Raw genomic sequence first — 24,796 nt, 5'->3', positions numbered from 1 at the left:
CTCCCCCTTTACTTCACTGGCGCCGGCGGCACGAATTCATCGCCGCCACTGCGGGCAAAATCAGCCCGCAGTACCAACGGGCGACTCTGCGCATCCAGCGGCATCAATTCAACACGACGATTGATGACCCGCTGTTCGTTATTCGCGTCAGGCAGAATAGGCAGCTCTTCGCCCAGAGCGACACGCTTGATGCGGCCATTGCTGATGCCCCCATCACGCAGGTACTGCACAACCCGGTCCAAACGACGTGCCGCCAGTTTCTGGTTATAGCTGGCCGCGCCCTTCTCATCGGTGAACGCCTGCACGCTCACCTGCAGGGTCGGATACTGTTTCAGCACCGCCAGATTGCTTTCCAGCCGGCGCGCTTCAGCGTCCGCCAGCTCATTCTGGTCAAACCCAAAATACACCGCCGGCTCCCAGACCTGGGTGCGACTTTCACCGGCCACAAGGCCTGCTCCGCCGCCAGCAGCAATACCGGTGACCGTCACCAGGCCGGTGCTCGTTACCCGAGCCTCCACCGGGCACAGTTCATCATACTGTGCATACAGTGACTCGGTGCTGGCACAGCCGGCCATTGTTGTCATGCCCGCCAGGATCAGCAGAGCGAACCGCGCTTTCATCGTGTTCATCGCGCATCTCCCAGATAACTGCGCTGCCCGGCGGCTTTACTGCCCAGCCAGCTCAGGTCATCTTCATCGAATTTGTATTCCAGTCCAACAAACACGCCTTCCGCGTTATAGCCTTCCGGGTCCAGGTCATCGTCACGGAAACCGGTAAAGTTATAGCCCACACCCATGCGCAGATTACGGCGCACCAGTGCATTGACGGTAAAGCCGTAGCTGTAACGGCGCTCTTTAACGCCTTCCGTGGTAATCGCACCACCATGCAGATCCAGATCAAAACGGCGGGTGATATCCCAGATAATCCGGCCATCCGCCACATAGGCATCCGATTCCACATCCAGATTGCCCAGTTCGGTTTGTTGCCATTTGGCACCCAGGCGACCAGAGAAAATCCAGTCGTCATGGGCCTGATAGTTATGGTGCGTGGAGAACAGGTGCACAGTGCGGTCGCTGCCACCGCTGCCGCCCCACTCTTCTTTCCATTTGTACATGAACAGCATGTGGTGACGATTATCCCGACGGGGACGGCGGGCCATCCCCAGGGTGACAATGTTGTCGCCTTCCTTGGCTTCAGTATCAAAGTACTGCAGGCGCAGGTCATCACGTACCACCGCAGACCAGTCGGTATTGACTCGCCAGATATTGGCCGCACTCAGACCATAGTACTCGCGATCATCACCAAAACGGGTTTCCACCCGGCCCAGGGTCCGGCGGTTTTCATTGCGCTTGTCTTCTGCTCCCACGGACAAGGCCGTGGCGTCCTGATTGGTCTGTCCGTCCAGTGTCTGAATCCATTCCATGGACGGCGATACGGTGAGCCCCGGTTCAATTTCAATATCCGACTTCACACCATTGGCCGCGGCCACATCACGGCCATCCACGGCACCGCGCAAACGGTACTCGGAATACACATCCGTATTACGGGTGACCGCAGAACGCACACCGGTGGTGAACTGCTGCGTTTCCACGTCATCATCCAGCGTATTGATGCCATTCAGGCTGTTGATGATCTCGTAACGGCTGTAGAGGCTGGTTTTCTCGGTGAGCTGCATGTCCGCATCGGCCGCGATACGACGGCGGCTGGTATCGTTGAAAGCCTGCTCGTATTCCGCGCCAATCTGGAAGGGCTTGCCCAGCAGATTAAAACCCCGGTCAGCGCCGAGAATATAGGTGCCGAAATCTTCACTGCCCTGCGCATCCTTCTGCTCGATACCGCGCACCCCGCCGCGCAAGGCGGTGGCACCGATACGTTTTTCCCCGATCACGCCCAGGCTGTTCTGCTCTTCCGTCCCGTCCAGCTGCTTGGAGCGAATGCCTTCCACTTCCACGGAAAAATCCCGGGCCAGCATCTGCTCGTGCCCCAAACGCATTTCTTCACGGGCGGCACTGATACCCGCCGACGGATTATCAAACCCGGCCTCCGCGCGCGCCCAGCGCAATTCGGTACGCGAACCATCCACCCACAAACGCTCACCATTAATGCTGTAGGCGCGCCCTTCCGGGTCATTGTTTTCATGGGCCATGGAGCCGGAAGACACATTGATGCGGGTGTTCTCGTCCAGCTTGTATTGCGCGGAAACGCTGGTCAGGTCGAAACCTTCGGTTTCATGGTCATCCTGGGTGCGGCTAACGCCCAGCTGCAGCTGATCGGTCAGGTCGTAGTTCAGGCGCGCGCCGAGAACATTGTATTCCTCGGCATCGCCTTCCACGTTATAGCTCACGCGGACGAACACCGGGTTCAGGTTGGCATCCACCGTGGGGACCACATCGTGGAAGCGAATATCACCGGTAAAATAATTCACCGAGTAATCCACGTAGCGGGTCAACGGTGTGGTTTCGATGACCAGGCCCCGGTTGTTGCGGTCACGCACAATGATTTCCACGGTCTCGCTGTCACGGGCCGGATCGTTACTCAAGGTGAACAACAGCGCGGTACCGTTACCCGGCAGCTCTTCGGTCACCTGTTCCATGTCCGGGCGGGCAGCGAACACTTGGAAGCGGGCACGACCGTTATCGTAGACGCCATTCAACCCGGTCAGGGTGCGCTGGGTACGGCCCAGATCGTAGAAGTCGTTCTGCGGGTCGGTGAGATAATCCCCCCACATGATGCTGCTGCGGTCCTTTTCCAGTTTCGCATACAGCTTGCTGCGGCTGCGGGCATCATAGCCACGCACAGACGCATCGCCGGGGATCGGGTAGTAATCTGCGGGATTCAGATCACGGCGCACTTCGTCTTCGGTGTCCAGATCCTTGTCGGTGTCGTAGGCCAGGGTCAGGTGGGCATCGCCGCGGACCTGACCTTTCATAAACACGGCAGCCCGGCCGTCCACGCCATCGTCAAATTCATCGGCCACATCCGTGGGTGCATTGCCGTTGTCACGCAAGCCACCGGCGCGGCTTTGCACCTGTAAAAAACCCGTGGCCAGCAACGGACGCAGAGGCGCAATCTGTTCGATCTGGATGCTGTCACTGAAACGGTCCAGGGTGGCACGCAGTCGCACCGGACCGGTGTATTCCGTGCTGCGCAGATGAGCCAGGGCCACACCGTCCACCAGTTTGATTTGATGACCCGGCGTACCGCTCTGCAAATCCTCTTCCAGCCACTGGCCGCGATCGGTTTCCAGTGTCACAAAGTGGCTGCCCAGCGCCGGGTTGCCTTTGGCATCATTGAGACGAACACGCACACCCAGGGTTGAGCGCCCACCGTCCGCCGGCAGCGTATCGGATTCCGTTTCCAGGGTAATGGACTGCGGCGCCGCCGGGCGCACCACGGTTTTTTCTGCCATCACCCGCTCGTTGCCAAACATGTCGCGTGTGCTGACTTTCAAGGTGTTTTCCCCTTCATCCAGGGCGACGCCATACCAGGTGACGACCTGGGCACGCTCACGCTTGTTGACGACCTGCTCACCCAATTGCGCCTTGGCCACTGCCTTGCCATTCACGCTCAGTACCGGATCCACGCCGGCACGCACCACCACCTGAAAACGGCCATCACGGCTCACGCCGCCACGCGGCCACAACCAGGCACCCTGCTCCGCCTGCTCGCGGGTAATGCTGGCAGCCACTTCCTTGGTGTTCTGCATGGTGGCTTCCGGGTTGGCCGGCAGCACCGCGGCCGTGTCGGTTTTCTCGCCCTGGGACTGGGAAACTTTTTCCCAGGCATCGGTGAGTCCGTCATCCCCGGTCTGGGTATATACACCGCTGCCCAAATCGCCGCTGCCGTCGGCCTGACGCAAAATCGGATTGATGGTCTGCTGACGCAGGGGATCAAAGCGCGCCGCTTCATCCAGCATCCAGTCACCGTTCATGGAGGCATTGCGGGCTTTAAGCTGTTCCGCCAGCGCTTTCGCGTCATCGCCAGTGGGGCAAATGGCGGCAAAATCCGCACGGTGGTATTCACCGGAACGCAAATCCACAAACCGGCTTTCCGGGTCCGCCGCATGACGGTTGTCGATGGGCTTGAGTTTGACGCCGGCCGGCAAGGTCAACGGATCCACCTTGATGGTATGCAACCCCGGGTTCAGGCCGTAGACACTGTACTGGCCGTTCTCGTCGGTAATCACCCAGGTGCCGTCCTGCAGATACAGCTTCACGCCACCAATCGGCCACTCACCATCGTTCTGCAGGTTATTACAGTCAGCATCCACATAGACCTTACCGAACAGCATGGCCTTGTCTGACAGCACGCCTTCGTTGCGGATCTCGACTTCGGCTTCATCCTGGTTGGAACGGTAGGTAAACCCGGAGGCCGTGTTGGCCTGGGCCGTGGCCCGGTTGATGCCATCGCTGTCCACCGCGCCCGCCGACAACCGCAAACCGTAGTGCAATGTCACCGTTTCACCCGCCTGCAACGGCAGCGCCACCACGGAGCCATTGCTACGCTCGCGCTCCAGGCGGAAGGTCAGCTGCGGCCCGGGGCGGCCCGCCGGGTCCGGCATTTCGACACGCTGCCCGCCCACGTCCAGCCAGGCGCTGTCATTGATATAGCGGAAGCCATAGGGCAGCTGATCGATAATTCTGCCGGCGTAAAGCGCATCGGTGTGATTGTTGGTCAGGTTGATGCTGTAGGCCAACACATCACCCACGGCGGCGCTGTCCTTCTCCACATTCTTGTCCAGCACCAGAATCCCGGCAGCGGTATTGGCACTCGGATCCAGCGGGATGTTCACAAACACATTGGAGGTGCCCAGCAGGAAGGCCCCGTTGTTACTGCCCGCCACCCGCGCGGCTTTGCGCCCCACCGGCGCCTGGTAACCTTCCAGGCCGTAGGAGCTGTCATTCACATCCGAATAGAAACTGCCCGCTGCAGCAGCCGACACCTCTGACGGAAAGGTGTAACCCGGCGGCGGCAGCACATCCAGGTAATAGCAGTGACCCGGGGTGGCAAAGGGGTACTGGTAATCGCCCAGCACCGAGGTGTTATCCACGTTGACCGTGTTGGTGTTTTCGCCGTCCAGGCTTTCGCCGGTGTAAGGATCTGTGCCGACTTCATAATCGCTTTGCGCCAGGTCCGCACAGCTGCCCGCACCACTGGCCGATAAGGTTTGCCGGGACTGGTACAGGATCACCTGCGCACCGCCCACCGGGTTACCGTTGCTGGAATCAAAGACCGTGCCGGCCGGATCTACCGCCGCCACATCAGACACCACTTCGTAACGCTCCACATTGCCAGTGGGGCCATAAATCGGCATCTGAAAACGGGCGGTCAGGGTATCGCGGGCCTCACTGCGCAGCGCACAGGCTTCATCCAGCGCCTGGCTTGTCGTGGTATTACTATCGAATTCCTGCGCCTGGGAGGTATTCGCAGTGGAGGGGCACTGGCGGCCATAACCGTTTTCATCCGCGCTGAGTACAAACGGGCGAATGCTGCGGAAGACACCAGAATCCGGCGTCGTCTCACGCATGACTACGCGCAAGGTGTCACCGGTCAGGGCCGACTCCACCGTCACGATGATCAGGCGCTCACCGGAGGGAGTACGCTCCAGGAACTCCCGCTGAGTCGGGGACACGTTAAGCTGTGAGGCGTTCAGGCGCAGGTAGACGCCATCGGTGAGCACTTGATTGTTTTCAGCCGGCAACAGTGCATACATATCGGCCAGCTGAAAATCGCTGTCTTCGCCGTGCCGCGGCGCTTGCCCGGAACGGGACACCTGCGGCGTGGGGCGCTCAAACACCAGAGTCGGACGAACCGAGCCCGCCAGGGTGTTGCACACGGTATTACTGGAAAAATCGTCCGTGCCATCGCCATCGGTATCAACAACCGCCTGGTTGTAAATCCGCGTATTGCTGGTCAACCCGGTGCCAACCTGCACACCGAACGTAAAGCCGCCGGACTCATTGGACTCCATGGCCGACGCGGGAACCAAAACGCCAAAGCGATCCACGGGTGTAGACGGTGACCACTGATCAAAGCGGATCCATTCATCATCCGCATCGCCGGAACGGTGCACCACCGCGACAGATTGAATTGGAGAGATACCGGCAGCACTGCCCGGGCGTAACTGCACGTTCGCCGGCAAGGCATCTTCCAGCATAACGCCCTGCTCCACCTGACCACTGATCAGGAAACGTCGTTCTGCCGGGGCATTGCTGCCGGTATTGGTATAGCTGATGCTGTAGTCCAGCGATTGCCCTTCCTGGGCAGGGTTATCACAGCTCTGGCTGCTCGACTTGGTCAGATTCAGGAAGGCACCGGAGGCCACCGTGACACTGTCTTGCCGGGAGTCGGACACATCAACATCCGTTTGTGACTCGGCCAGTACCGACGCTCTCAGCACATCATTCTGACCTTGCCCGGACGCCACCGTGCCAGCCACCACGAGAGAAAGTGACGCGCCGGCAGGCAAGCTCACCGGCGCCGTAATTTCCGGTTCACCGGCATCGACCACACCATTGCCGTTCACATCTTCATACAGACGCAAGTTCAGCAGGTCACCATCGTCGCCGGCACTGTTCACCGCCGTCAGGCTGTAGTCATCGTCCACATTGCCGGTATTGGTCAGAACATGGGGCAGGTTAACGCGCTGACCGGCGGCCACCGTCAACGCATTGCTGTTACCCAGCAGCACATCACGGTATGGCGCCACAACAAGCTGGGACACATTGGAGTTCTGCGTTACCACCTGCCCGGTGAGCGGGTTCAGGTAGCGAACCTGGGCCTGGTTACGCAGAACGGTGCCGGCCGAGGTGGCAGCCGCAATGGCGCCGCTGGCAATCGCCAGCAGCGTCATTACGCTGATTGTCCAAACCCCGATCCGATTCAATTCACGATGCCCTGTCGTTCCCACGCGGTGCTTGAGCACCTTTTTTGACCGCCCCGGCGGCCATGTTTTTAAGAGCTTTCTCAGACGTTGCGCACAGCGCCTGAGAAAGCTCTCCCCCTTCCCGCAAGGGGAAGAGGAAGAGCCCGGGAGGGGCTTGCTTAGTTCACTCGCACACAGAACTGCGCTGTGGCGCTATCACCCGCAGGCAAATCACCAATCTCCCATTTCACCTCCGGATCAGTGCCGGAGTTGGCCACCGAGTTGTTATCCGAGTTGGCGGTCAGGAAGCTTGTGTACGGGGTGGTTTCATCAGTGATGGTCACGTTCTTCGCCGTGGCCGCACCTTCGTTGGTGGCCGTCAGATTCCAGATCACACACTGAAGCGGCTCCACCTTGGTGGTTTGACTTGCAGCAAAACCAGAGTCCGGGGTCCAAAGCGCCTCCGCACTACCGGTGTTACAACTGCAGTCAGCATCGACGCCCGCCGCCTTGTCGAGGCGCACCTGACCGAGAATCACGTCAGTCACATCCGTGGCCGTCGCCGAAGCCGTAGCTCCCGCACCGGCATCGGTGTTGGCTGCGGTCAGGTTCAGCGTGTCCTGAGTGCCCAAGGCAGCTGTACCCGGTGCAAACACAGTCACCTGCAGTTCCACTTTCTCACCGGCTTCCAGCGTCAGCTCCGGCGCGTTATCGCCGTCTGCATCCGCCACACCGATTTGCACCGGGTTGCCCGCCTGATCACGCACCCACAGCTGGCCAGCCGTGGCCAGAGCGGCGATCTGGCTCAGCTCACGGTAAGCGTCGGGGGTACCGTCGTTGTTGGTGTCCACATACAGCTGGGTGGTGTTTGTCCAGTCCGGCGCATTAGAGTTAGCTGCGCTCAGCTCAACGGTTTCGGTGGAGTTACCATCGTTGGAAAGTACATGCTGGTAATCCACATTACCGCCAGGCTGTACCTGGTTGGCGCCGTCCGGAGTGATGCTGATATCACGGTTAGCAACAACGTCTACCGCATCTAGCTTGGAGTCGTTGATGCCGCTGTCAGAGGCGGAGACCACGGTGAAGGTCACTGGATAATCACCATCTCCATCCGTTGGGCTCGTGGCTGAACCAGCCCCATCGACAGCGTCCGCACCAGTGTAATCCGCTTCGGCCTGGGCCACGTTGGAAGACACCTTGACTTCCGCGGTGTAGTGGTAAACCGCGCCGCCAGGCAGGTTCGGGGTGGCCGTTACCGATGCATCGGCATTAGTGGTGTTATCCAGGGTGCCATTGCCGTCGGTGTCGATACCCACTTCCTTGAATACCACGGACCAGCCGGAAGGCAGCGCAGAGCCGAGGAGGTAAGACTGGGGGTTACCGGATTCATTGGCGACAAACAGACTGAAACTGGTGGTTGCACCGGCCGCCGCTGAATTGGTGGTGATTGGAGTGCCTGCCATGTATTCATCTGCATCATCTGCACTGTCACCCAGGCCAATGGCCGTGGCGCTGTTGGCAATATCCACGTTTGCGGCAGTAATCGCTGCCAGCACACCTTGAGTGTCATCGCTCTCATCATTCTTACCAGCCGATGTAGCCGTCAACGTGTAAGAGTAAGGCGCCACAGCCCCGTTGATGTCGGCGGGCAAATCCGCTTTCACGGTAATATTCAGCGCATTCGTTGCACCTGGCGCCAGGGATCCGGTATCCGGGTTGCCATCGCCATTGGTATCGGTGATTTGCACTGTGCCAGCCGCATTCCAGAAGCTGTAAGTGGTGCCCGCGGGGAAAGTGCTGCCCGCAGTATCCACGCTCAGTTCAAACACATCGTCGCCGTTACCGTTGTTGGTGATGGTGTGCTTGAAGTCCACCACGGCACCGCTGGCGGCGCTGGCAACATTGAACACGTCATCATTGGTGGTATCGGGGGCGATTTCGGTGTCGTCCGCATCCACGGCATAGGTCTGACCGATAACGGTCGTTACCGTGTTGGACTTGACTGCGTCCTCAGTAGTTGCCGGATCGTTATCAAGGTCACCTTGTGCCGCGAAGGTGTTCTTAATTTCAGTGCCAGCCCCGGCAGTAGCCGGATCGAAGCTCACCTGATAAACGATGGAAACGGTGGTGTTTACACCCAACGATTTATCCGTCAGCAAGATACCGGGGATATCGGAATCAAGAGAGCCGTTGCCATCCAGATCCACTCCCAGCTCACTTTCATCAACAGTGGTCAAAGTCGCCGGCGCATACATGGTGGTCGCATCCGTCGGGATGTCCTGAGCCAATCCTGCATTATCTTCGTAGGTGTCATCATTGGAGGCCAACAGACCATTCACCGAGAGGATATCCACGAAGGCCGCGTTAGCTGGAACCGCATCGTAAATATTCACATCGGTTGCCGCACGGCCACCATTGTTCTTCACCGTCAAGGTGTAGGTAATGGTGTTGGCAGTCAGATCAACGGACGCCGCCTTGGTGGTTACCAGCACCGCATCGGTGGTCACCGTCACCTGGTCACTGTTGGTATCGTTACCGTCTGCGCCGTTAACACCGTCAGAATCATAGTCGCCGTCATCGTCGTTGGCGCCGATATCCTGCACCAGGCCACCGTCATTGGCGTCGAAGCTGCCATCGCCCCGGGTCGAACGCACCAGCAAGGTGCCATCGATGGTGGCGCCCGCTGCGGTTCCGGAGGGAACCGGCACGGCCAGGATCAGCTCGACCTGGTCACCAGCATCAACGCTCACAGACGTGGCGGCGCTTTCACCGGCATCAGGCTGACCATTGCCGTTGGCGTCGATAAACACCTGATAGCTGCCCGCTGCACCGGCACCATTCAGTCCGTCCAGGGTGAAGGTATCGGTGGCATTACCGGTGTTTTTCAGAGTGTGGCTGAAGTAAACGGTTTCACCCGGCGCACCGGATTTGTTGCCGTCATTTTCCAGCGTACCCGCATAGACTTCTGCAACGGTCACTACCGCTTCATTGGACTGTGCGGAGTAGCTGTTGCCGTTGGCATCTTCATAGGTAACGGTTGCCTTGTTCTTGATGTCCGTCCCTGCGTCAGTCAGCGCCCACGCTTGCCCTGCGGCAAACAATAGACCCCCAGACACAAGGGATGCGGCCATTTTCGAAGACAACACGCCCTTATTGAAGGCATGTTTCATGGCTTCATTCCTTTAATGGATTGTGTTTTGGATTACCCTCGGTTTCGAAAGCCTTGCGAGAGCGGCCCCTCGTTATTCACAAGCGGTCCGCCCCTCCCCATGCGGCCGATCGCTGACGATCAAGCCGCTCGCACAAGACTTCCCGGGACCTTTCGATCCCGCGTCTGCTTCTCCCGGAGCTACTGCACCCGCACCCGGTAGCGATATTCCTGCACCTGGTCAGGTTGCAGGCTGCCTTTCGGCTGCCAACGCACCTGGGTGTAGTCGCTGGGAGAAACCTCGACGTTCTTGGACTGGCCATTTTCGCCAGTAACGGTTTTGGTGACCGGCTCAGCCTGGAAGCTGTCGCCGTTATCAATGCTGACGGTGAAATCGGCGCTCACCTGGGTGGCAGCACTGTCTTTTAGATAAACGGTATTGGCCGGAACCGGTCCGGTAATAACCAGACCGGAAAGCGGCTGGTCCCCGTTATTGGTATAAGTCAGGCGGTATTCGACAATATCCCCGGGACTGGCCTGTTCGGCTTCCTCCACCACTTCCTTGCCGTCTTGACTGGTCACCAGATAGGAATCCATCTGACTGGATAACGGAGCATCCGCCCAGACAGCAGCGGACATCAAGAGCATCAAAGTCGAAAAGAACAGTTTCATGAGCAACATTGCCGGTATAAATCAGGGGGCCACCCTGACCTTTACTCAATACATCGCACCGCGCGACATACCCCTTTATGAAAATATTTTTCGTGATGGAGATCCCACAACGGAACCCTTTCACTGTAATTCTTTGTGACAACGTACGCATTTTGCACAAAAAATGTCGGCTTTGGGTGAAGAAAATGTAAAAAGACTGCAAAGAAAAAGTGGTACGGTCGCGCCACAAAATACCCGCAAGGCCCGCAGTCAAAGGCTTACAGACTTGTAAGCAAAAGCTTACAACCAATGAAAAACCCGCCAGCGGCGGGTTTCCTACGACAAACGGTATGAGCCTCTATTCAGGGTCTGCCGCTTGCCCCTTTCAAATACCGGAAGAAATCACTGTCCGGCTCCAGTATCAGCACATCCTCGGGCTGATCGAAGCTTTCCTTGTAGGCTCGCAGGCTACGGTAGAAACGGAAGAATTCCTGATCCTGATTGTAGGCCTGTGCGTAAATCGCGGCAGCCTGGGCATCCCCTTCACCGCGGGCACTCTGGGCCTTGCGGTATGACTGCGCCAATGTCTCAGTGCGTTGACGGTCTGCGGCGGCACGGATTTTTTCCGCTTCCTCGCGACCCTGAGAACGATGCGCAGCGGCATCACGCTGGCGCTCGGCCCGCATGCGGTCGAATACCCGGCCACGCACCTGTTCCGGCCAGTCCACCTGCTTCACCCGGATATCCACCACTTCGATACCCAAATCCTCCAGGGTGGACTTGTTCACCTCTGCACGCACCTGGTCCATCAGCGCTTCACGCTGATCATTGGCCAAATTGCTCGCTGGCGATTCATCGCTCTCCGTCTTGTTCGCTTCCGCGTCGCGCAATACCGACTCGTCCAGCTGGTCGACGGGCACTTCCACGGTTTCACCGGTGGTCGGGTCGCGCAGGATAGCGGTATCACCTTCCACTTTTTCCACGTCACTTTCACCAGCCACCACCTGGAACACGGTGCGCGAAGCGAACTCGTTACGCAGCCCCTCGTTCACACGGGGATCCAGCAGCTCACGGGCACGACGCTCCATCACCTGGGGGTTGGAGGACCCGCCGCCGACGCTAACGATATAACGCTGCACGTTGCTGATACGCCAGATCACAAAGGCATCCACGTTCAGCAGCTTTTTCTCAGCGGTCAGGAACGACTGGGTACGCACGTCATAAACCAGCGCACGCCCGTCTACCTTCACCACCTCTTCCACCATCGGCCATTTGAAGTAAAGGCCAGGCTCAATGTCGGTCTTGTCGATCCGGCTAAACTGTTTCAGCACTGCCTTTTCTGTCTGGTTAACAATGAAAAAGGAATCCATCGCCAAAAGGACCAGTACCCCCAGAGCCAGTAGCGCCATCCATCCACGATTATTCATTAGCGCAGCTCCTGGTTGCGGTTGTTGTACAGGCTGCGGCCGGTATTGCGGCCACTGCCACCATCATCCGCGCCGGCACTTGAGGTCGAACCGGAAGACGTCGCGTTCTGGCTCGGTGCCTTGGCCTTGCCGTCCTGGTTCTTCATCAACTTGTCCAGCGGCAGGTAAATCAGGCTATCGCCCTTGTTCACGTCCACCAGCACTTTACTGGTGTTGCTGAACACCTGGGTCATGGTTTCCAGGTAGAGCCGCTCGCGGGTCACGTCCGGCGCCTTGCGGTACTCGGTGAGCAGATCAGTAAAGCGGTTGGCATCACCCTTGGCCTCATCAATCACCTGCTGCTTGTAGGCAAAGGCTTCTTCCTCAATACGCTGGGCTTCACCACGGGCCTGGGGAATCACTGAATTGCTGTACGCTTCGGCTTCTTTCTTGAAGCGGTCTTCGTCTTCCTTCGCCTTGGACACATCATCAAAAGCATCACGGACCGCATCCGGTGCTTCGGTTTTATCCAGTACCACCTGACGCAATACCAGCCCGGTGTCGTAGCGGGTCAGGTAATCATCCAGGCGTTCACGCACCTGAACCCGGATCGCCTCACGGTTATCCTTGAGCACATCATCCATGGAAGATGACCCCACCACATGGCGCAAGGCCGAGCTGGTAGCGTGTTCCAGAATTTCTTCCGGTTGCGCAACTTTCAACAGGAACGGGCGCGGATCGAGCACCTGGTATTGCACCTGCAAGGTCACGCTGACGATGTTGGTGTCCTTGGTGAGCATTTCCTCGGTGATTTCGTAGCGGCGGTTCTGCCCCACGTCCACCTTCTCGTATTGCTCCAGAATGGGTGCTCGCCAGTTCAGGCCCGGCTCCACGATGCGATCGAACTTACCGAACCGCAGCACCACGGCGCGTTCGCGCTGATCCACCTGGAAAAAACCCATCAGGCCATAGCCGATAGCCACAATCACCAGCGCGATGACCAGCACCGGCCAGGGAGACCCGCCGCCACTGCTGCTTCCGCCACCGCCGGACTTGCCGCCTTTGCTGCCGAAAACATTGTTGATCTTGTCTTTCAGGTTTTTCAGGGCTTCATCCAGGTCCGGCGGCCCCTGGTCGCCACCACCACCCCAAGGGTCCTTCGGCTTGTTGCCGCCGGGTTCATTCCACGCCATGTAGATCTCCAGTCCGCCAAAGCCAATGGGCTCCGGCCTAATGATGACTCGCGTTTGACGAGCGTTCTGAATTGTAGGAAGGGGTGTCGTCACCTGCAACCGCAGGGGCCGGAATTACCAGCTCTTCCTCTTTTAATCCCTGTTCACGGAGCAGTCGTTCGAAGTGCACCCGATTCACATTGATACGCAGTAACATGCTGCCGTCGGTAGCGGTCTGCTCTTCCAGCACCTCACCGGCCTCGTGCAAGCGCGCGCGCAGGCGCCCTGCTGAAGCCGGCAACCGTACCCAGCAATCCACCCAGCCCGCCGCCAGCCGCTCTGCGATGGCCTCAAACAGCAGGTCGAAACCGTCACCGGTCTGTGCGGAAATCCATACCCGCCAGGGCTGTCCATGCTCGTCGCGCTCAATCCGGGGAGGCTGGTCCAGGTTATCGACCTTGTTGTAGACATGCAGCACCGGCAGCTTGTCGCCGCCAATCTCTTCCAGCACTTCGTCAACCGCGGCCACATTGCTGTCACGCTCTTCCGCGCTGCAATCGGTCACATGCAGCAGCAGGGTGGCGTTGACGGTTTCTTCCAGAGTCGCCCGAAATGCCTGCACCAACCGGTGCGGCAGGTGGCGAATAAAGCCCACGGTGTCCGCCAGAATGGCGGGGCCGACGCCCGGCACCTTCACCTTGCGCAGGGTCGGGTCCAGCGTGGCGAACAACTGGTCCGCCACATAGACATCCCCGGTGGTGATGGCATTGAACAGGGTGGATTTCCCCGCATTGGTATAGCCCACCAGGGAAATCAGCGGGGTCTCCGAGCGCTGTCGTGCACGACGCCCTTGAGCACGCTGCTTACGGACCTTGTCCAGGCGCGATTCAATACCGCGAATACGGTCACGCAATAAACGGCGGTCCGTTTCCAGCTGGGTCTCACCCGGGCCACGCAGGCCGATGCCGCCTTTTTGTCGCTCCAGGTGAGTCCAGCCCCGCACCAGGCGGGAGGACAGGTGCCGCAACTGCGCCAGCTCAACCTGCAAGCGCCCCTCGTGGGTACGCGCCCGCTGGGCGAAAATATCGAGAATCAACCCGGTGCGATCCAGCACCCGGCATTTCACCACACGTTCCAGGTTACGTTCCTGGCCCGGGCTGAGTGCATGATTGAACAGCACCACGTCAGCCTTGTACTCACTCACCATGGCGGCCAACTCATCGGTTTTGCCGGTGCCGATGAACAGAGCCGGGTCCGGGCGGTCGCGCTTGCCGGTTAACTCGACCACCGGCAGCACACCGCTGGAGGTGACCAGGTGATGAAATTCGTCCAGATCTTCACGCCCCATGGCATCGGGCAGCTCCAGGTGAACCAGAATCGCCCGCTCACCAGCTTCGGTACGTGTTTGCTCTGTACGATCAAATAATTCCATAGGATCCGGATATGGGGACAGGTGGCCCTAGTTTAAACCAGGATGACGGTGGAAAGGCAGGAAATACGCACAGGTCACAACGCACAGAGCCACCCGAAGGTGGCTCTGTGTAACTCAGGCACGGCAAACAGCGTTACTGATTGCCATATCCTTCGTCGGCAGCCGGAGCAGCCGTTGCCCCTGCGGCCATGGCCGGGTTACCGGTTGCGCGCGGGTTGCGGGCCGGCACCACGGTAGAAATCGCGTGCTTGTACACCATCTGGCTGACTGCATTTTTCAGCAGCACGACATATTGGTCAAAAGACTCAATTTGCCCCTGCAGCTTTATCCCGTTCACCAGAAAAATAGATACCGGAATACGCTCCTTACGCAGCGCGTTCAGGAAAGGGTCTTGTAGCGAGTGCCCCTTTGACATGGCAGATCTCCTTGAAATAACAGTAAAAAGTAGCGCCCAACACTTCGGGCAATCAGCGCGTTAAAGCAGCGAAACCGTCCCAAACGGCCACCACCTTCGCCCGGTGCGCCACCGGGCAAATTTTTGTCAACAACCCAGGCAAAAGGTTCCAGGTCCCGACCCATCCATGGCCGCGACACCATTCCCAAGCAACGTCGCCGACCTATGCAGTCATTGCATTATAAACCAAAACGCATGCTTTCTGGGCTAACTAAACACAGATTTACAGTTCTTCGCAAGCAGCTCAAACAGCGCCTTTCGCTGTGACAGATCATTACTGTCGAACCACTGCAGATCCGGCCATTTTCGCAACCAGGTGAACTGGCGTTTGGCCAGCTGGCGGGTGGCGATAATGCCCCGCTCCACCATGGTGTCGTAGTCATACTGGCCGTCCAGATATTCCCACACCTGGCGGTAGCCCACCGCCCTGATGCCCGGTAACGCCGGATGCAGCTGTGTTTGCTGCCGCAGCCCTTCCACTTCGGCCAGCAAACCGGCGTCGAGCATGGCCCGAAAACGCAGGGCAATCTGCTCGTGCAGCCAGCCCCGGTCCCGGGGCGCCAGCGCCAGGCTAAGCACGGGATACGGCAACCCACTGAACTGACTCAAACCATCCCGATTCTTTATGACAGTTGTATGATGCTCCGCGTGGAATGCGGACAGCGGCCGACCGGTGAGGCGAAACACTTCCAGCGCTCGCTGTAACCGCTGCCGGTCCGTGGGCTTGAGCCGCGCCGCTGTCACCGGGTCTACCTCGGCCAGCGCCTGATGCACCGCCGGCCAGCCTTGCGCATCGGCCAGGGCTGCAATCTCCGCCCGCACCTGCGGGTCCGCTTCCGGCAACGGCGCCAGCCCCTCCACCAGGGCCTTGAAATACAGCACCGTGCCGCCCACCAGCAACGGCAACTTGCCGTTGGCGTGGATCTGTTCGATATGCCTGAGCGCATCGGCGCGAAAATCCGCAGCGGAATAGGGCTCGGTCAGATCACGAAAGCCCAGCAACCGGTGTGGCGCCAATGCCAGCTCTTCTTCAGTGGGGCGGGCAGCACCAATATTCAAGCCCTGATAGACCAGCGCCGAGTCCACATTGATGATTTCGATGGGCAGGGACTGCACCGCCTCGATAGCCAGCGCCGTCTTGCCGGAACAGGTAGGCCCCATCAGCAATAAGATAGGCAAGCACGCTTCAGGCATCACGCTGACACGCGAAAGACCGCGCGCCCTCCGCGTGTTGCCTGTCTGCGTGTCGCGTGCAAGCGGCCATGATTCATTGCCCCCGCATAAACAGTCGATCCAGATCCTTGATGCTCATCTGGGTCCAGGTGGGGCGACCATGGTTGCACTGGCCGGAACGCTCGGTGGCCTCCATGTCGCGCAACAGGGCGTTCATTTCCGGAATCGTCAGGCGCCGATTGGCGCGCACACTGCCGTGGCAGGCCATGGTGGACAGCAGCTCATCCAGTTTCTGGGCAATGCGCTCACTGCTGCCTTGCGCCAACAGGTCCGACAACACATCGCGCACCATGGATTCACTGTCACCGTTGCGCAGCAAGGCCGGCACTTCGCGCACCACCAGGGTTTCCGGGCCGGCGCGCTCGACACCGAACCCCAGCCGGGAAAACACCTCCGGCTGCTGCTCGGCGAAATCCGCTTCCCGGGAGGACACCGCCAGCGACACGGGCACCAACAACGGCTGGCTGCGCACCTTGTCGTCCGCCCAGCTCTGCTTGAGCCGCTCATAGGTAATCCGTTCGTGGGCGGCATGCATATCCACCACCACCATACCTTGCTGGTTTTCCGCCAGAATAAAAATGCCGTGCAGTTGCGCCACCGCGTAGCCCAGCGGGGGAACGGTTTCGTCTTCGCTGGCCGGCGGCATCATCGACGGCGCTGACTCGCTGACCTGCTGCCCCACCAGGGCTCCGTAGGCATCCGCCTGACGGGCGCCCTGGCCATAGCCAAACGCACTGCCACCCGTGGGCGGATAGGCCTGCCCGACCGGGCGAGACAGGGAAGACATGCCCGCACCCGCCGGCGAAGTCAGCGACATATTGCCCTGGCTGGGCGCCATGGCCGTATCCATGCCGGCGGCTGGCGCACCTTCATCGACCACGGAACCGGCCAGCTCCTGCCCAGGACGTACCCCGGCAATGGCGCGATGCAATGAGCTATACAGAAAACCATGCACCATGCGCTGTTCGCGGAAACGCACTTCGTGCTTGGTGGGGTGAACGTTCACATCCACCATGGCCGGGTCCAGCTCCAGAAACAGTACATAGGCCGGGTGGCGGCCGTGGTAGAGCACATCCGCATACGCCTGGCGCACCGCATGGCTGACCACCTTGTCGCGAATCACCCGGCCATTCACATAGAAATATTGCAGATCCGCCTGGGAGCGGGAAAAGGTGGGCAGGCCCATCCAGCCGTGCAGACGCAAGCCATCGCGCTCCACATCCACGGCTACCGCCTGCTCCATAAAGCCCTTGCCACACAGCTTGGCCACCCGGGCCGCCCGCAGGGTGTCATCCAGCCCGGCGGGCAGCTGATGAATCACTTTCTGGTTATGGGTGAGCCGGAAAGCGGTATTGAATTCACTCAGGGCAATGCGCCGAAACACTTCTTCGAGATGATTGAATTCGGTTTTTTCAGTGCGCAGGAACCGGCGTCGGGCCGGGGTATTAAAAAACAGGTCGCGCATGGTCACGGTGGTGCCACGGGGATGACCGGCCGGAGCCACGGTGGGCGCCATATCGCGCCCTTCCACGGTCACTTGCCAGCCTTCCGCTTCGCCTTCCACGTTACTGGCCAAGCTCAATCGTGAGACGGAGCTGATCGCCGCCAGGGCTTCACCACGAAAACCCAGAGTACCGATGGCCTCCAGATCATCCAGCCCACGAATTTTGCTGGTGGCGTGCCGGGACAGGGCCAGCGGCAGGTCATCGCGTTCGATGCCGTTACCGTTATCGCGCACCCGCACCAGCTTCACCCCGCCCTGCTCCACATCCACGCTGATGGATTCCGAGCCGGCATCCAGCGCATTTTCCAGCAATTCCTTGAGCACAGACGCAGGGCGCTCAACCACTTCACCGGCGGCAATCTGGTTAGCAAGGCGGGAATCAAGCAGCTGAATCTTGGACAAAACAAATCCTTTAGGAAGTTATCTGACCCCGCCACACCGGGCACCCGGCACGCCTGGAATTCAGCGTGCCGGCATGCTGCCTGTTGCGTGCAAGCGGAAGGTCACGAACGAGGGATTTTCAGTACCTGGCCGACCATGATGCGGTCGCCATCCATGCCGTTGGCCGAACGGATCGACTGCTCGGAAACACTGTACTGCCGGGCAATTTCCGACAGTGTATCACCGGGCTGAATACGATACTCATCACCCTGCTCACGGCGCTGGGCCGCATACCAGCTATTGGGCGCCGGGTGGCTACGGAAATAGGCGTCGATGCCATTGAGCACCGAGCGGGCCAGCTTGGTCTGGTGCGCCGAGGAGCGCAAATTCCGCTCTTCGGTGGGGTTCGAGATAAAGCCGGTCTCCACCAGGATGGAGACCATTTCCGGCTCTTTGAGCACCGCAAAACCGGCCTGCTCTACCTTGTCGCGGCCACCGTGCAACTTGGTCACCTTGCCCATTTCCATCAGTACCTGACGCCCCAGATAGAGACTGCCGGCCATGGAGCCGTTCATCTGCAGATCCGCCAGCACGCTGTATAACGAACTGTCGTCTTCCTCTTCTTCATACACCCCGGCCACGCGGTCAGACTCGTTGGCGATCTTGGCAAGATAGCGGGCCCGGGCACTGGTGGCCCCCCGGTTGGACAGGGCAAACACAGAGGCGCCATGGGCGCGGGCGTCGGTGAAGGCATCCGCGTGAATAGAGACAAACACATCCGCACCGTGCTTTTCCCGGGCGATCTTGCGGCGCTCGACCAGGGGCACGTAGTAATCGCCATCGCGCACCATCACCGCGCGCATGCCGGCCTTTCCATTAACAAGCGCCTCCAGTTTTTTGGCAATCTGCAGAACGATGGTCTTTTCATAGGTGCCACTGGGACCACGGGCGCCCGGGTCTTCCCCGCCGTGCCCCGCATCAATGGCCACAATCATCAGCCGCTGCGCCTTGGGCTCCGCCGGCTTTTGCGGCTTGGGCTTGTCGGCTTTGGCGGTTTGCAGTTCCTTGTCGAACAGGTCGACCACCAGTCGCCAGCCGTGGGGGTCGATGGGCTTGAGTAGATTGGTGCGGGTACGCACGGACTCGTTCATGTCCAGCACCACCCGGGTTTTATCCGTGTGTTTGCCCACCCGGATATTGGCAATGGGGCTGCTGTCGTAATCCAGCGTTTTCACGTCGAAATCCAGCGCCGCATCCTGTAGATCCAGCACAATGCGATCCGGGTTGGCCAGCTTGTCGAGCTTGTGATCCACCGGCGCCGGCAAATCAAACACGATCCGGGTGTGGTCCGGCGCCCGGTGCAGGCGCACGGAATCGATGGTGGTCTGGGCAAACGCCAGCGAACTCCAGCATAACGCTGCCAGAGTGAACAAAACGGTCGAAACGGTTTTCTTGTTGTGAATGCGTGTTGTCATAAGCGTTTAGTCATAGGCGTTTAGTCACCACCCCATTTCAGGGTCGCTTTTCTTCCGTGGCCATTCACGGCCAGTGTAATGGTCAAATCCGGCGTTGGCACCACTCCAGCGCCCCGCTCCGGCCACTCCAGCAAACACAGGGAGCTGGCATCGAAATAATCCCGTACGCCGATCAGCTCCAGCTCTTCCGGATCCGCCAGACGATACAGGTCAAAGTGATAGATATGGACGCCAGCAATCTCGTAGGGTTCCACAATGGTGTACGTCGGGCTCTTTACGGCCCCTTCATGCCCCAGGCCACGGAGCATACCGCGAACCAGGGTGGTTTTCCCCGCGCCCAGGTCACCTTCGAGATAAACGCAGCCGCCCGCCGCCAGGCGGTGGCCCAGCTCCGCGCCCAGCGACAGGGTCGCCGCCTCATCCGGTAAATCGTAAAACTCCTGACTCATTTCTTGTCTGCCCCTTGCGGCAATTCATGGCCCTGCAGCCTGTGGTTCAATTGCTGACGCAGGGCCCCGAGCAAATCGGTAGCCAGCAAACCCCGCTCACCCTGCGCCGCCGCACAATGGTCTGCCGCCCGGGCGTGCACCATGGCACCCAGCCGGGCCGCATCAAACCCGTTCAGCCCCTGGGCCCGCAACGCAGCAATCACCCCGGTCAGCACATCGCCCATGCCTCCGGACGCCATGCCCGGGTTGCCATCGCGAATCAGCGCCCGGCCCGGCCCGGCCTCTGCAGGCTCACCCTGCACCAGAGTACCCAGCCCCTTGAGTAGCACGGTACCGCCATAGCGGGCAGACAAACTGTCCAGTGCGGCAAATCGGTCCTGCTGAATGTCGCCAGCGGACACACCCAACAGCCGGCCCGCCTCACCCGGGTGCGGGGTGAGCACCCAATCCGCCGTGCCGATATCGGCCTGCCCGGCGATCAGGGTCAGCGCATCCGCGTCCACCACCATCGGCTTGCCCGTTGCCAGTGCCGCATCCAGCAAGCCTCGGCCCCACGCATCCAGCCCCAACCCGGGGCCAATGGCAATCACCGTGGCCGCCTCCATCAGCGCGACAGCGTCTTCCGGGCGATCCACACCGCGCACCATGATTTCCGGCTGGCGGATCAACGCCACCGCCACATGGGCCGGACGCGTAATCAACGTCACTTTGCCCGCCCCGCAACGGGCGGCGGCCTGGGCACTCATGACCGGCGCGCCGGCAAAACCATGATCGCCACCAATCACCAGCACATGGCCATAATGGCCCTTGTGGCCATCCACCCGGCGGGCGGGCAAACGGCGCTGGAGCGTCTCGGCGCCGGGGCTAAGGCAGTCCGGCTGCACCTGGGCGTAGACATCCCGCCCCACCTGCAAATCGAAAAAACGCAGCGCGCCGCAATGCAACGGCCCTTCGCCGGTGAGCAGACCGCGCTTGAAACCAATAAAGGTACAGGTCATCTCCGCCTGCAACACTGCCCCCAGCGGCATGCCGCTGTCGGCGCTGAGCCCCGAAGGAATATCCAGCGCCAGCACCGGAAGCGACAACCCATTCAGGGCGCGCAGCAAGGCGGCCACGTCATCACGCAACGGACCTTTAAGACCAGTACCCAGCAGGCCATCAACCAACAGGTCCGCAGAGCGCGGCAGGTCCGAGTGGGTGAGCGGCTGCATGGGAATGCCGGCTGCCTGGCAACGTCGGGCCATGGTCAGGGCATCGCCCTTGAGCTGATCCGGCGCGCGGGTAAACCAGATCTGCGGCTGCAGGCCGGCCTCCGCCGCCAGCCGCGCCACCACATAGCCATCACCACCGTTATTACCGCCACCACACAACACCGCCAGCTTGCTGGCCTGGGGCCAGCGCTCGCAGAGGGCATCAAAGGCCGCCTGCCCGGCCCGCTCCATCAGCTCGGCGCCCGGAGTGCCGGCGGCAATGGCCAGTCGGTCCAGCTCGCGGGTTTGCGCCGCGGTGTATAAAGCAGCAGGTAGCTCGGTCACCTGTTATCCTTCGCGTTATTTCGTGCGCCCCCGTTTACCGGGGCGCCACAACACATTTCCCGCCATTATACGCACGAGAGCCGGTTGCCCCGAAACGTCATGGATCTGAATCAACTGAAAGCCCAAATCCAGCAATGGGGCCGCGAACTCGGCTTCCAGCAAATCGGTATTGCCGATACGGATCTGCACGCCGAAGAAGCGCAGTTGAAAGCGTGGCTGGCAAAAGGTTATCAGGGGCAAATGAACTGGATGTCGGCCCACGGTAACAAACGCTTTCGCCCCGGGGAGCTGGAACCGGGCACCCTGAGGGTGATTTCCGCGCGCATGGATTACCTGCCCCCGGACACCCAACCGGTGAAGTTGCTGCAACAGAAAGACAAGGCCTATGTATCCCGCTATGCCCTGGGCCGTGACTATCACAAGCTGATCCGCAAGCGCCTGGCGATTCTGGCCGGGCGCATTCGTGAGGCCGTGGCGGACAGCGAGCTGGCCCGGGCTTTTGTGGACAGCGCCCCGGTAATGGAAAAACCGCTGGCGGCGAAAGCCGGGCTGGGCTGGCAGGGCAAGCACACCCTGGTGTTGAACCGGGAAGCGGGCAGCTGGTTCTTTCTGGGCGAGATCTACACCGACATTGCCTTGCCGGTGGACACCCCCGGCGAAGACCATTGCGGCAAGTGCAAAGCCTGCATCACCGTCTGCCCCACCGACGCCATTGTGGCGCCCTATGAACTGGATGCCCGGCGCTGCATTTCCTACCTGACCATCGAACACGAAGGCAGCATTCCCGAAGACCTGCGCAAAGGCATCGGCAACCGCATTTTCGGCTGCGACGACTGCCAGCTTATGTGCCCCTGGAATCGCTTCTCCCAGCACACCGGCGAAACCGATTTCCACCCCCGCCACGGGCTGGGCGACAGTGATCTGGTCTCACTGTTTTCATGGAGCGAAGAAGAATTTCTGGAGCGCACGGCGGGATCAGCGATTCGTCGCGCCGGGTATCTGAAATGGCTGCGCAATATTGCCGTGGCACTGGGAAATGCGCCCACCACCGAGGACATCGTGCAGGCGTTGAACACCCGGGTGGATTACCCGGATGAGACGGTGCGCGAGCATGTGCTGTGGGCGCTGGAGCAGCACAGCGCTGTCAATCCCTGACAACGCTTCGGCCAACTTTCGCGTTGACGCGCGGTTCGCACCTCGAGAGGTACTCCTACAGGCGCTCCGGATTCGGGGTTCCGCAGGGCGAAGACAGGCTCACGCCTATTCACCCTGCGCTTCTTTCCTGTTTTGCATGTCAGCGTGCTGCGTGAAGCGTGCCAACGGCGCCGGTCAGGCGCTAATAAAATGCTCGCGGTAATACACCAGCTCGGCGATGGATTCGCGGATGTCATCCAGTGCCAAGTGTTTGTTCTCCTTGCTGAAGCCCGGCAGGATTTCCGGCTTCCAGCGGCGGGCCAGCTCTTTCAGGGTGGACACATCCAGGTTGCGGTAATGGAAAAAAGCTTCCAGTTGCGGCATGTAATTGGCCAGGAAACGTCGATCCTGGCAGATGCTGTTGCCGCACATGGGCGACATGCCCGCTTCCACGTACTGCTCCAGAAACGCGATGGTCTGGGACTCTGCTGCCGCGTCATTCACCATGCTGGCTTTCACCCTGGCCACCAGCCCGGAGTTGTTATGGTGGGTGGTATTCCATTCGTCCATGCCATCCAGTAGCGCATCGCTCTGATGCACCGCCAGCACCGGCCCTTCTGCCAGCACATTCAACTCGGCATCGGTAACAATGGTGGCGATTTCGATGATGCGATCGTTTTCCGGGCTCAAGCCGGTCATTTCCAGATCGATCCAGATCAGGTTATTGCGCTTATCGGTCATGGGCTCGGCATCTCTTTGCTACGCGGAATTAGGCCTCCATGGTAGCATGGCGCTACTCACATACCAGATTGCCTACCTGAAGACAGGACCGTAATAACCCGTGGCCAAACGCAAGCTTAATCGCCGCCAACAATGGCGCATCGAAAAGATCCAGGCGGAAAAACGCGACCGCGCCAACCGCCGCAACGACCAGCAGGAGAACCTGGTGGCCGATGATCTTGGCGATGAGCAACACGGGTTTATCACTGCCCATTTCGGCCAGCAGGTGGAAGTGGAAAATGCGGACGGCCCGAACGGGGAAAACAGAAAGACACGGCGGTGTCACTTTCGCGCCACCCTGGAGCAGCTGGTTGTTGGCGACAAGGTGATCTGGCAGCCGCCCAAAAGCGAAGGCCTGGGTGTGGTAGTCGCCATCGAGCCCCGCGACACGGTACTCAAGCGCCCGGACCTGTACGGCAACCTGAAGCCGGTTGCGGCCAACGTGGAACAGATGCTGGTGGTGTTCGCGCCGCTTCCCACACCCTCAAGCGCCCTGCTGGACCGTTATCTGGTCGCCGCCGAGCTGTCCAATATCCCCGCCACCCTGGTGCTCAACAAGGCCGACCTGATCGACGAAACCCTGCGCCCCTTTGTGGATGAACTGTCCGACATGTATCGCCGCCTCGGCTATCCGGTGCTGGAAGTCTGCGCTCACCAGAGCGAAGGCCTGGCGCCACTGCATGAAGCCCTGGCAGGCAAGACCAGTGTGTTTGTCGGGCAGTCCGGGGTGGGCAAGTCCTCACTGGTCAATGGGGTGATGCCGGAAGCGGACCTGCAGGTGGGCGAGCTGTCCAGCAACTCCGGCCTGGGCCAGCACACCACCGTCACCGCCCGGCTGGTTCATCTGCCCACCGGCGGCCAGTTGATTGATTCCCCCGGCATCCGCGAATTCGGCCTGTGGCATATCAGCGAAGACGACCTGCTGCACGGCTACCGGGAGCTCTCCGAGCTGGCGGGTTACTGCAAATTCCGCAATTGCTCACACCGCAACGAACCCGGCTGCGCGCTGATCACTGCCGCCGAAAACGGCGATATCGATGAAGAGCGGCTGAGTAATTTCTACCAGATCGCCGACACCCTGGACGAGGAAGGACGGGAGAGGTATCAGTGAACCAGTTAATAATGAATAATGAATAGTTAATAATTGGACTTCGCTGCGCGAAGTTGTTTCGCTATT

16 protein-coding genes are annotated in these 24,796 nt (G+C 59.9%); 2 read left to right on the top strand and 14 right to left on the bottom strand.

Annotation, left to right across the window (positions count from 1 at the left end):
• Positions 1–8 precede the first annotated feature (8 nt).
• The 13 genes from F1529_RS03815 to F1529_RS03755 all read right to left on the bottom strand — a co-directional run bounded on the left by F1529_RS03815 (position 9) and on the right by F1529_RS03755 (position 21,705).
• Positions 9–629 carry an OmpA family protein gene (locus F1529_RS03815; RefSeq protein WP_230457701.1) on the bottom strand — a complete coding sequence of 207 codons (621 nt, stop codon included), beginning with the start codon at positions 627–629 and terminating at the stop codon, positions 9–11.
• Entirely contained in the window at positions 626–6,853 is a 6,228-nt protein-coding gene (locus F1529_RS03810; RefSeq protein ID WP_155132248.1) for a hypothetical protein, read from the bottom strand. Before F1529_RS03810 ends, F1529_RS03815 begins: the two co-directional genes overlap by 4 nt.
• Positions 6,854–7,044: 191 nt before the next feature.
• On the bottom strand, positions 7,045–10,035 hold the full coding sequence (locus F1529_RS03805) for a DUF11 domain-containing protein (RefSeq protein ID WP_155132246.1): 2,991 nt from the start codon (positions 10,033–10,035) through the stop codon (positions 7,045–7,047).
• 179 nt (positions 10,036–10,214) lie between these two features.
• Positions 10,215–10,652, bottom strand: coding sequence for a DUF11 domain-containing protein (locus F1529_RS03800; protein WP_230457700.1), 438 nt, complete (start codon positions 10,650–10,652; stop codon positions 10,215–10,217).
• A 374-nt stretch (positions 10,653–11,026) separates the two neighbouring features.
• A complete protein-coding gene (hflC, locus tag F1529_RS03795) occupies positions 11,027–12,091 on the bottom strand; it encodes a protease modulator HflC (protein ID WP_039926407.1) in 1,065 nt (354 codons plus the stop codon).
• Complete coding sequence (hflK, locus tag F1529_RS03790; protein WP_155132244.1) at positions 12,091–13,263, bottom strand: FtsH protease activity modulator HflK; 1,173 nt, start codon at positions 13,261–13,263, stop codon at positions 12,091–12,093. The genes hflC and hflK overlap by 1 nt, the downstream gene beginning before the upstream one ends.
• 37 nt (positions 13,264–13,300) lie before the next feature.
• Positions 13,301–14,674, bottom strand: a complete 1,374-nt coding sequence (gene hflX / locus F1529_RS03785; protein ID WP_155132242.1) for a ribosome rescue GTPase HflX — start codon at positions 14,672–14,674, stop codon at positions 13,301–13,303.
• Between the two features lie 133 nt (positions 14,675–14,807).
• Complete coding sequence (gene hfq / locus F1529_RS03780; protein ID WP_007149110.1) at positions 14,808–15,089, bottom strand: RNA chaperone Hfq; 282 nt, start codon at positions 15,087–15,089, stop codon at positions 14,808–14,810.
• Between the two features lie 246 nt (positions 15,090–15,335).
• Positions 15,336–16,322, bottom strand: a complete 987-nt coding sequence (gene miaA, locus F1529_RS03775; protein WP_155132240.1) for a tRNA (adenosine(37)-N6)-dimethylallyltransferase MiaA — start codon at positions 16,320–16,322, stop codon at positions 15,336–15,338.
• Between the two features lie 73 nt (positions 16,323–16,395).
• The gene (gene mutL, locus F1529_RS03770) at positions 16,396–18,267 is read right to left on the bottom strand and encodes a DNA mismatch repair endonuclease MutL (RefSeq protein ID WP_155132239.1); all 1,872 of its coding nucleotides are present in this window, start codon (positions 18,265–18,267) and stop codon (positions 16,396–16,398) included.
• Positions 18,268–18,368: 101 nt separating this feature from the next.
• A complete protein-coding gene (locus F1529_RS03765) occupies positions 18,369–19,721 on the bottom strand; it encodes an N-acetylmuramoyl-L-alanine amidase (protein WP_155132237.1) in 1,353 nt (450 codons plus the stop codon).
• Between the two features lie 20 nt (positions 19,722–19,741).
• Complete coding sequence (gene tsaE, locus F1529_RS03760) at positions 19,742–20,170, bottom strand: tRNA (adenosine(37)-N6)-threonylcarbamoyltransferase complex ATPase subunit type 1 TsaE (protein WP_007150034.1); 429 nt, start codon at positions 20,168–20,170, stop codon at positions 19,742–19,744.
• Positions 20,167–21,705 (bottom strand): NAD(P)H-hydrate dehydratase, encoded by a 1,539-nt coding sequence (locus F1529_RS03755; protein ID WP_370456945.1) that lies wholly within the window; start codon positions 21,703–21,705, stop codon positions 20,167–20,169. The genes tsaE and F1529_RS03755 overlap by 4 nt, the downstream gene beginning before the upstream one ends.
• 99 nt (positions 21,706–21,804) lie before the next feature.
• On the opposite strand from F1529_RS03755, the gene queG reads away from it, so the two are divergent.
• Positions 21,805–22,860: a tRNA epoxyqueuosine(34) reductase QueG gene (queG, locus tag F1529_RS03750; protein ID WP_155132235.1), complete on the top strand. Its 1,056-nt coding sequence runs from the start codon at positions 21,805–21,807 to the stop codon at positions 22,858–22,860.
• A 174-nt stretch (positions 22,861–23,034) separates the two neighbouring features.
• Here the strand turns inward: queG and orn are convergent, their stop codons facing one another.
• A complete protein-coding gene (gene orn, locus F1529_RS03745; protein WP_007149150.1) occupies positions 23,035–23,580 on the bottom strand; it encodes an oligoribonuclease in 546 nt (181 codons plus the stop codon).
• Between the two features lie 100 nt (positions 23,581–23,680).
• Here orn and rsgA point away from each other — a divergent pair, with 100 nt between their 5' ends.
• The gene (gene rsgA, locus F1529_RS03740) at positions 23,681–24,730 is read left to right on the top strand and encodes a small ribosomal subunit biogenesis GTPase RsgA (RefSeq protein ID WP_370456944.1); all 1,050 of its coding nucleotides are present in this window, start codon (positions 23,681–23,683) and stop codon (positions 24,728–24,730) included.
• Positions 24,731–24,796: the final 66 nt, after the last annotated feature.

Source organism: Alcanivorax sp. VBW004, from assembly GCF_009718865.1.
GTDB lineage: Bacteria > Pseudomonadota > Gammaproteobacteria > Pseudomonadales > Alcanivoracaceae > Alcanivorax.
The sequence above is the reverse complement of the archived record's forward strand: the minus strand, read 5'-3'. Positions and strand labels throughout refer to the sequence as shown.

Coding starts and splice junctions, on each gene's coding strand:
- F1529_RS03765 (WP_155132237.1), bottom strand. CDS start 19,721: ATGACAACACGCATTCACAACAAGAAAACCGTTTCGACCGTTTTGTTC.
- orn (WP_007149150.1), bottom strand. CDS start 23,580: ATGACCGATAAGCGCAATAACCTGATCTGGATCGATCTGGAAATGACC.
- hfq (WP_007149110.1), bottom strand. CDS start 15,089: ATGTCAAAGGGGCACTCGCTACAAGACCCTTTCCTGAACGCGCTGCGT.
- F1529_RS03800 (WP_230457700.1), bottom strand. CDS start 10,652: ATGTCCGCTGCTGTCTGGGCGGATGCTCCGTTATCCAGTCAGATGGAT.
- hflX (WP_155132242.1), bottom strand. CDS start 14,674: ATGGAATTATTTGATCGTACAGAGCAAACACGTACCGAAGCTGGTGAG.
- hflC (WP_039926407.1), bottom strand. CDS start 12,091: ATGAATAATCGTGGATGGATGGCGCTACTGGCTCTGGGGGTACTGGTC.
- F1529_RS03815 (WP_230457701.1), bottom strand. CDS start 629: ATGAACACGATGAAAGCGCGGTTCGCTCTGCTGATCCTGGCGGGCATG.
- hflK (WP_155132244.1), bottom strand. CDS start 13,263: ATGGCGTGGAATGAACCCGGCGGCAACAAGCCGAAGGACCCTTGGGGT.
- F1529_RS03810 (WP_155132248.1), bottom strand. CDS start 6,853: ATGACGCTGCTGGCGATTGCCAGCGGCGCCATTGCGGCTGCCACCTCG.
- F1529_RS03805 (WP_155132246.1), bottom strand. CDS start 10,035: ATGAAACATGCCTTCAATAAGGGCGTGTTGTCTTCGAAAATGGCCGCA.
- queG (WP_155132235.1), top strand. CDS start 21,805: ATGGATCTGAATCAACTGAAAGCCCAAATCCAGCAATGGGGCCGCGAA.
- miaA (WP_155132240.1), bottom strand. CDS start 16,322: ATGCCTGAAGCGTGCTTGCCTATCTTATTGCTGATGGGGCCTACCTGT.
- tsaE (WP_007150034.1), bottom strand. CDS start 20,170: ATGAGTCAGGAGTTTTACGATTTACCGGATGAGGCGGCGACCCTGTCG.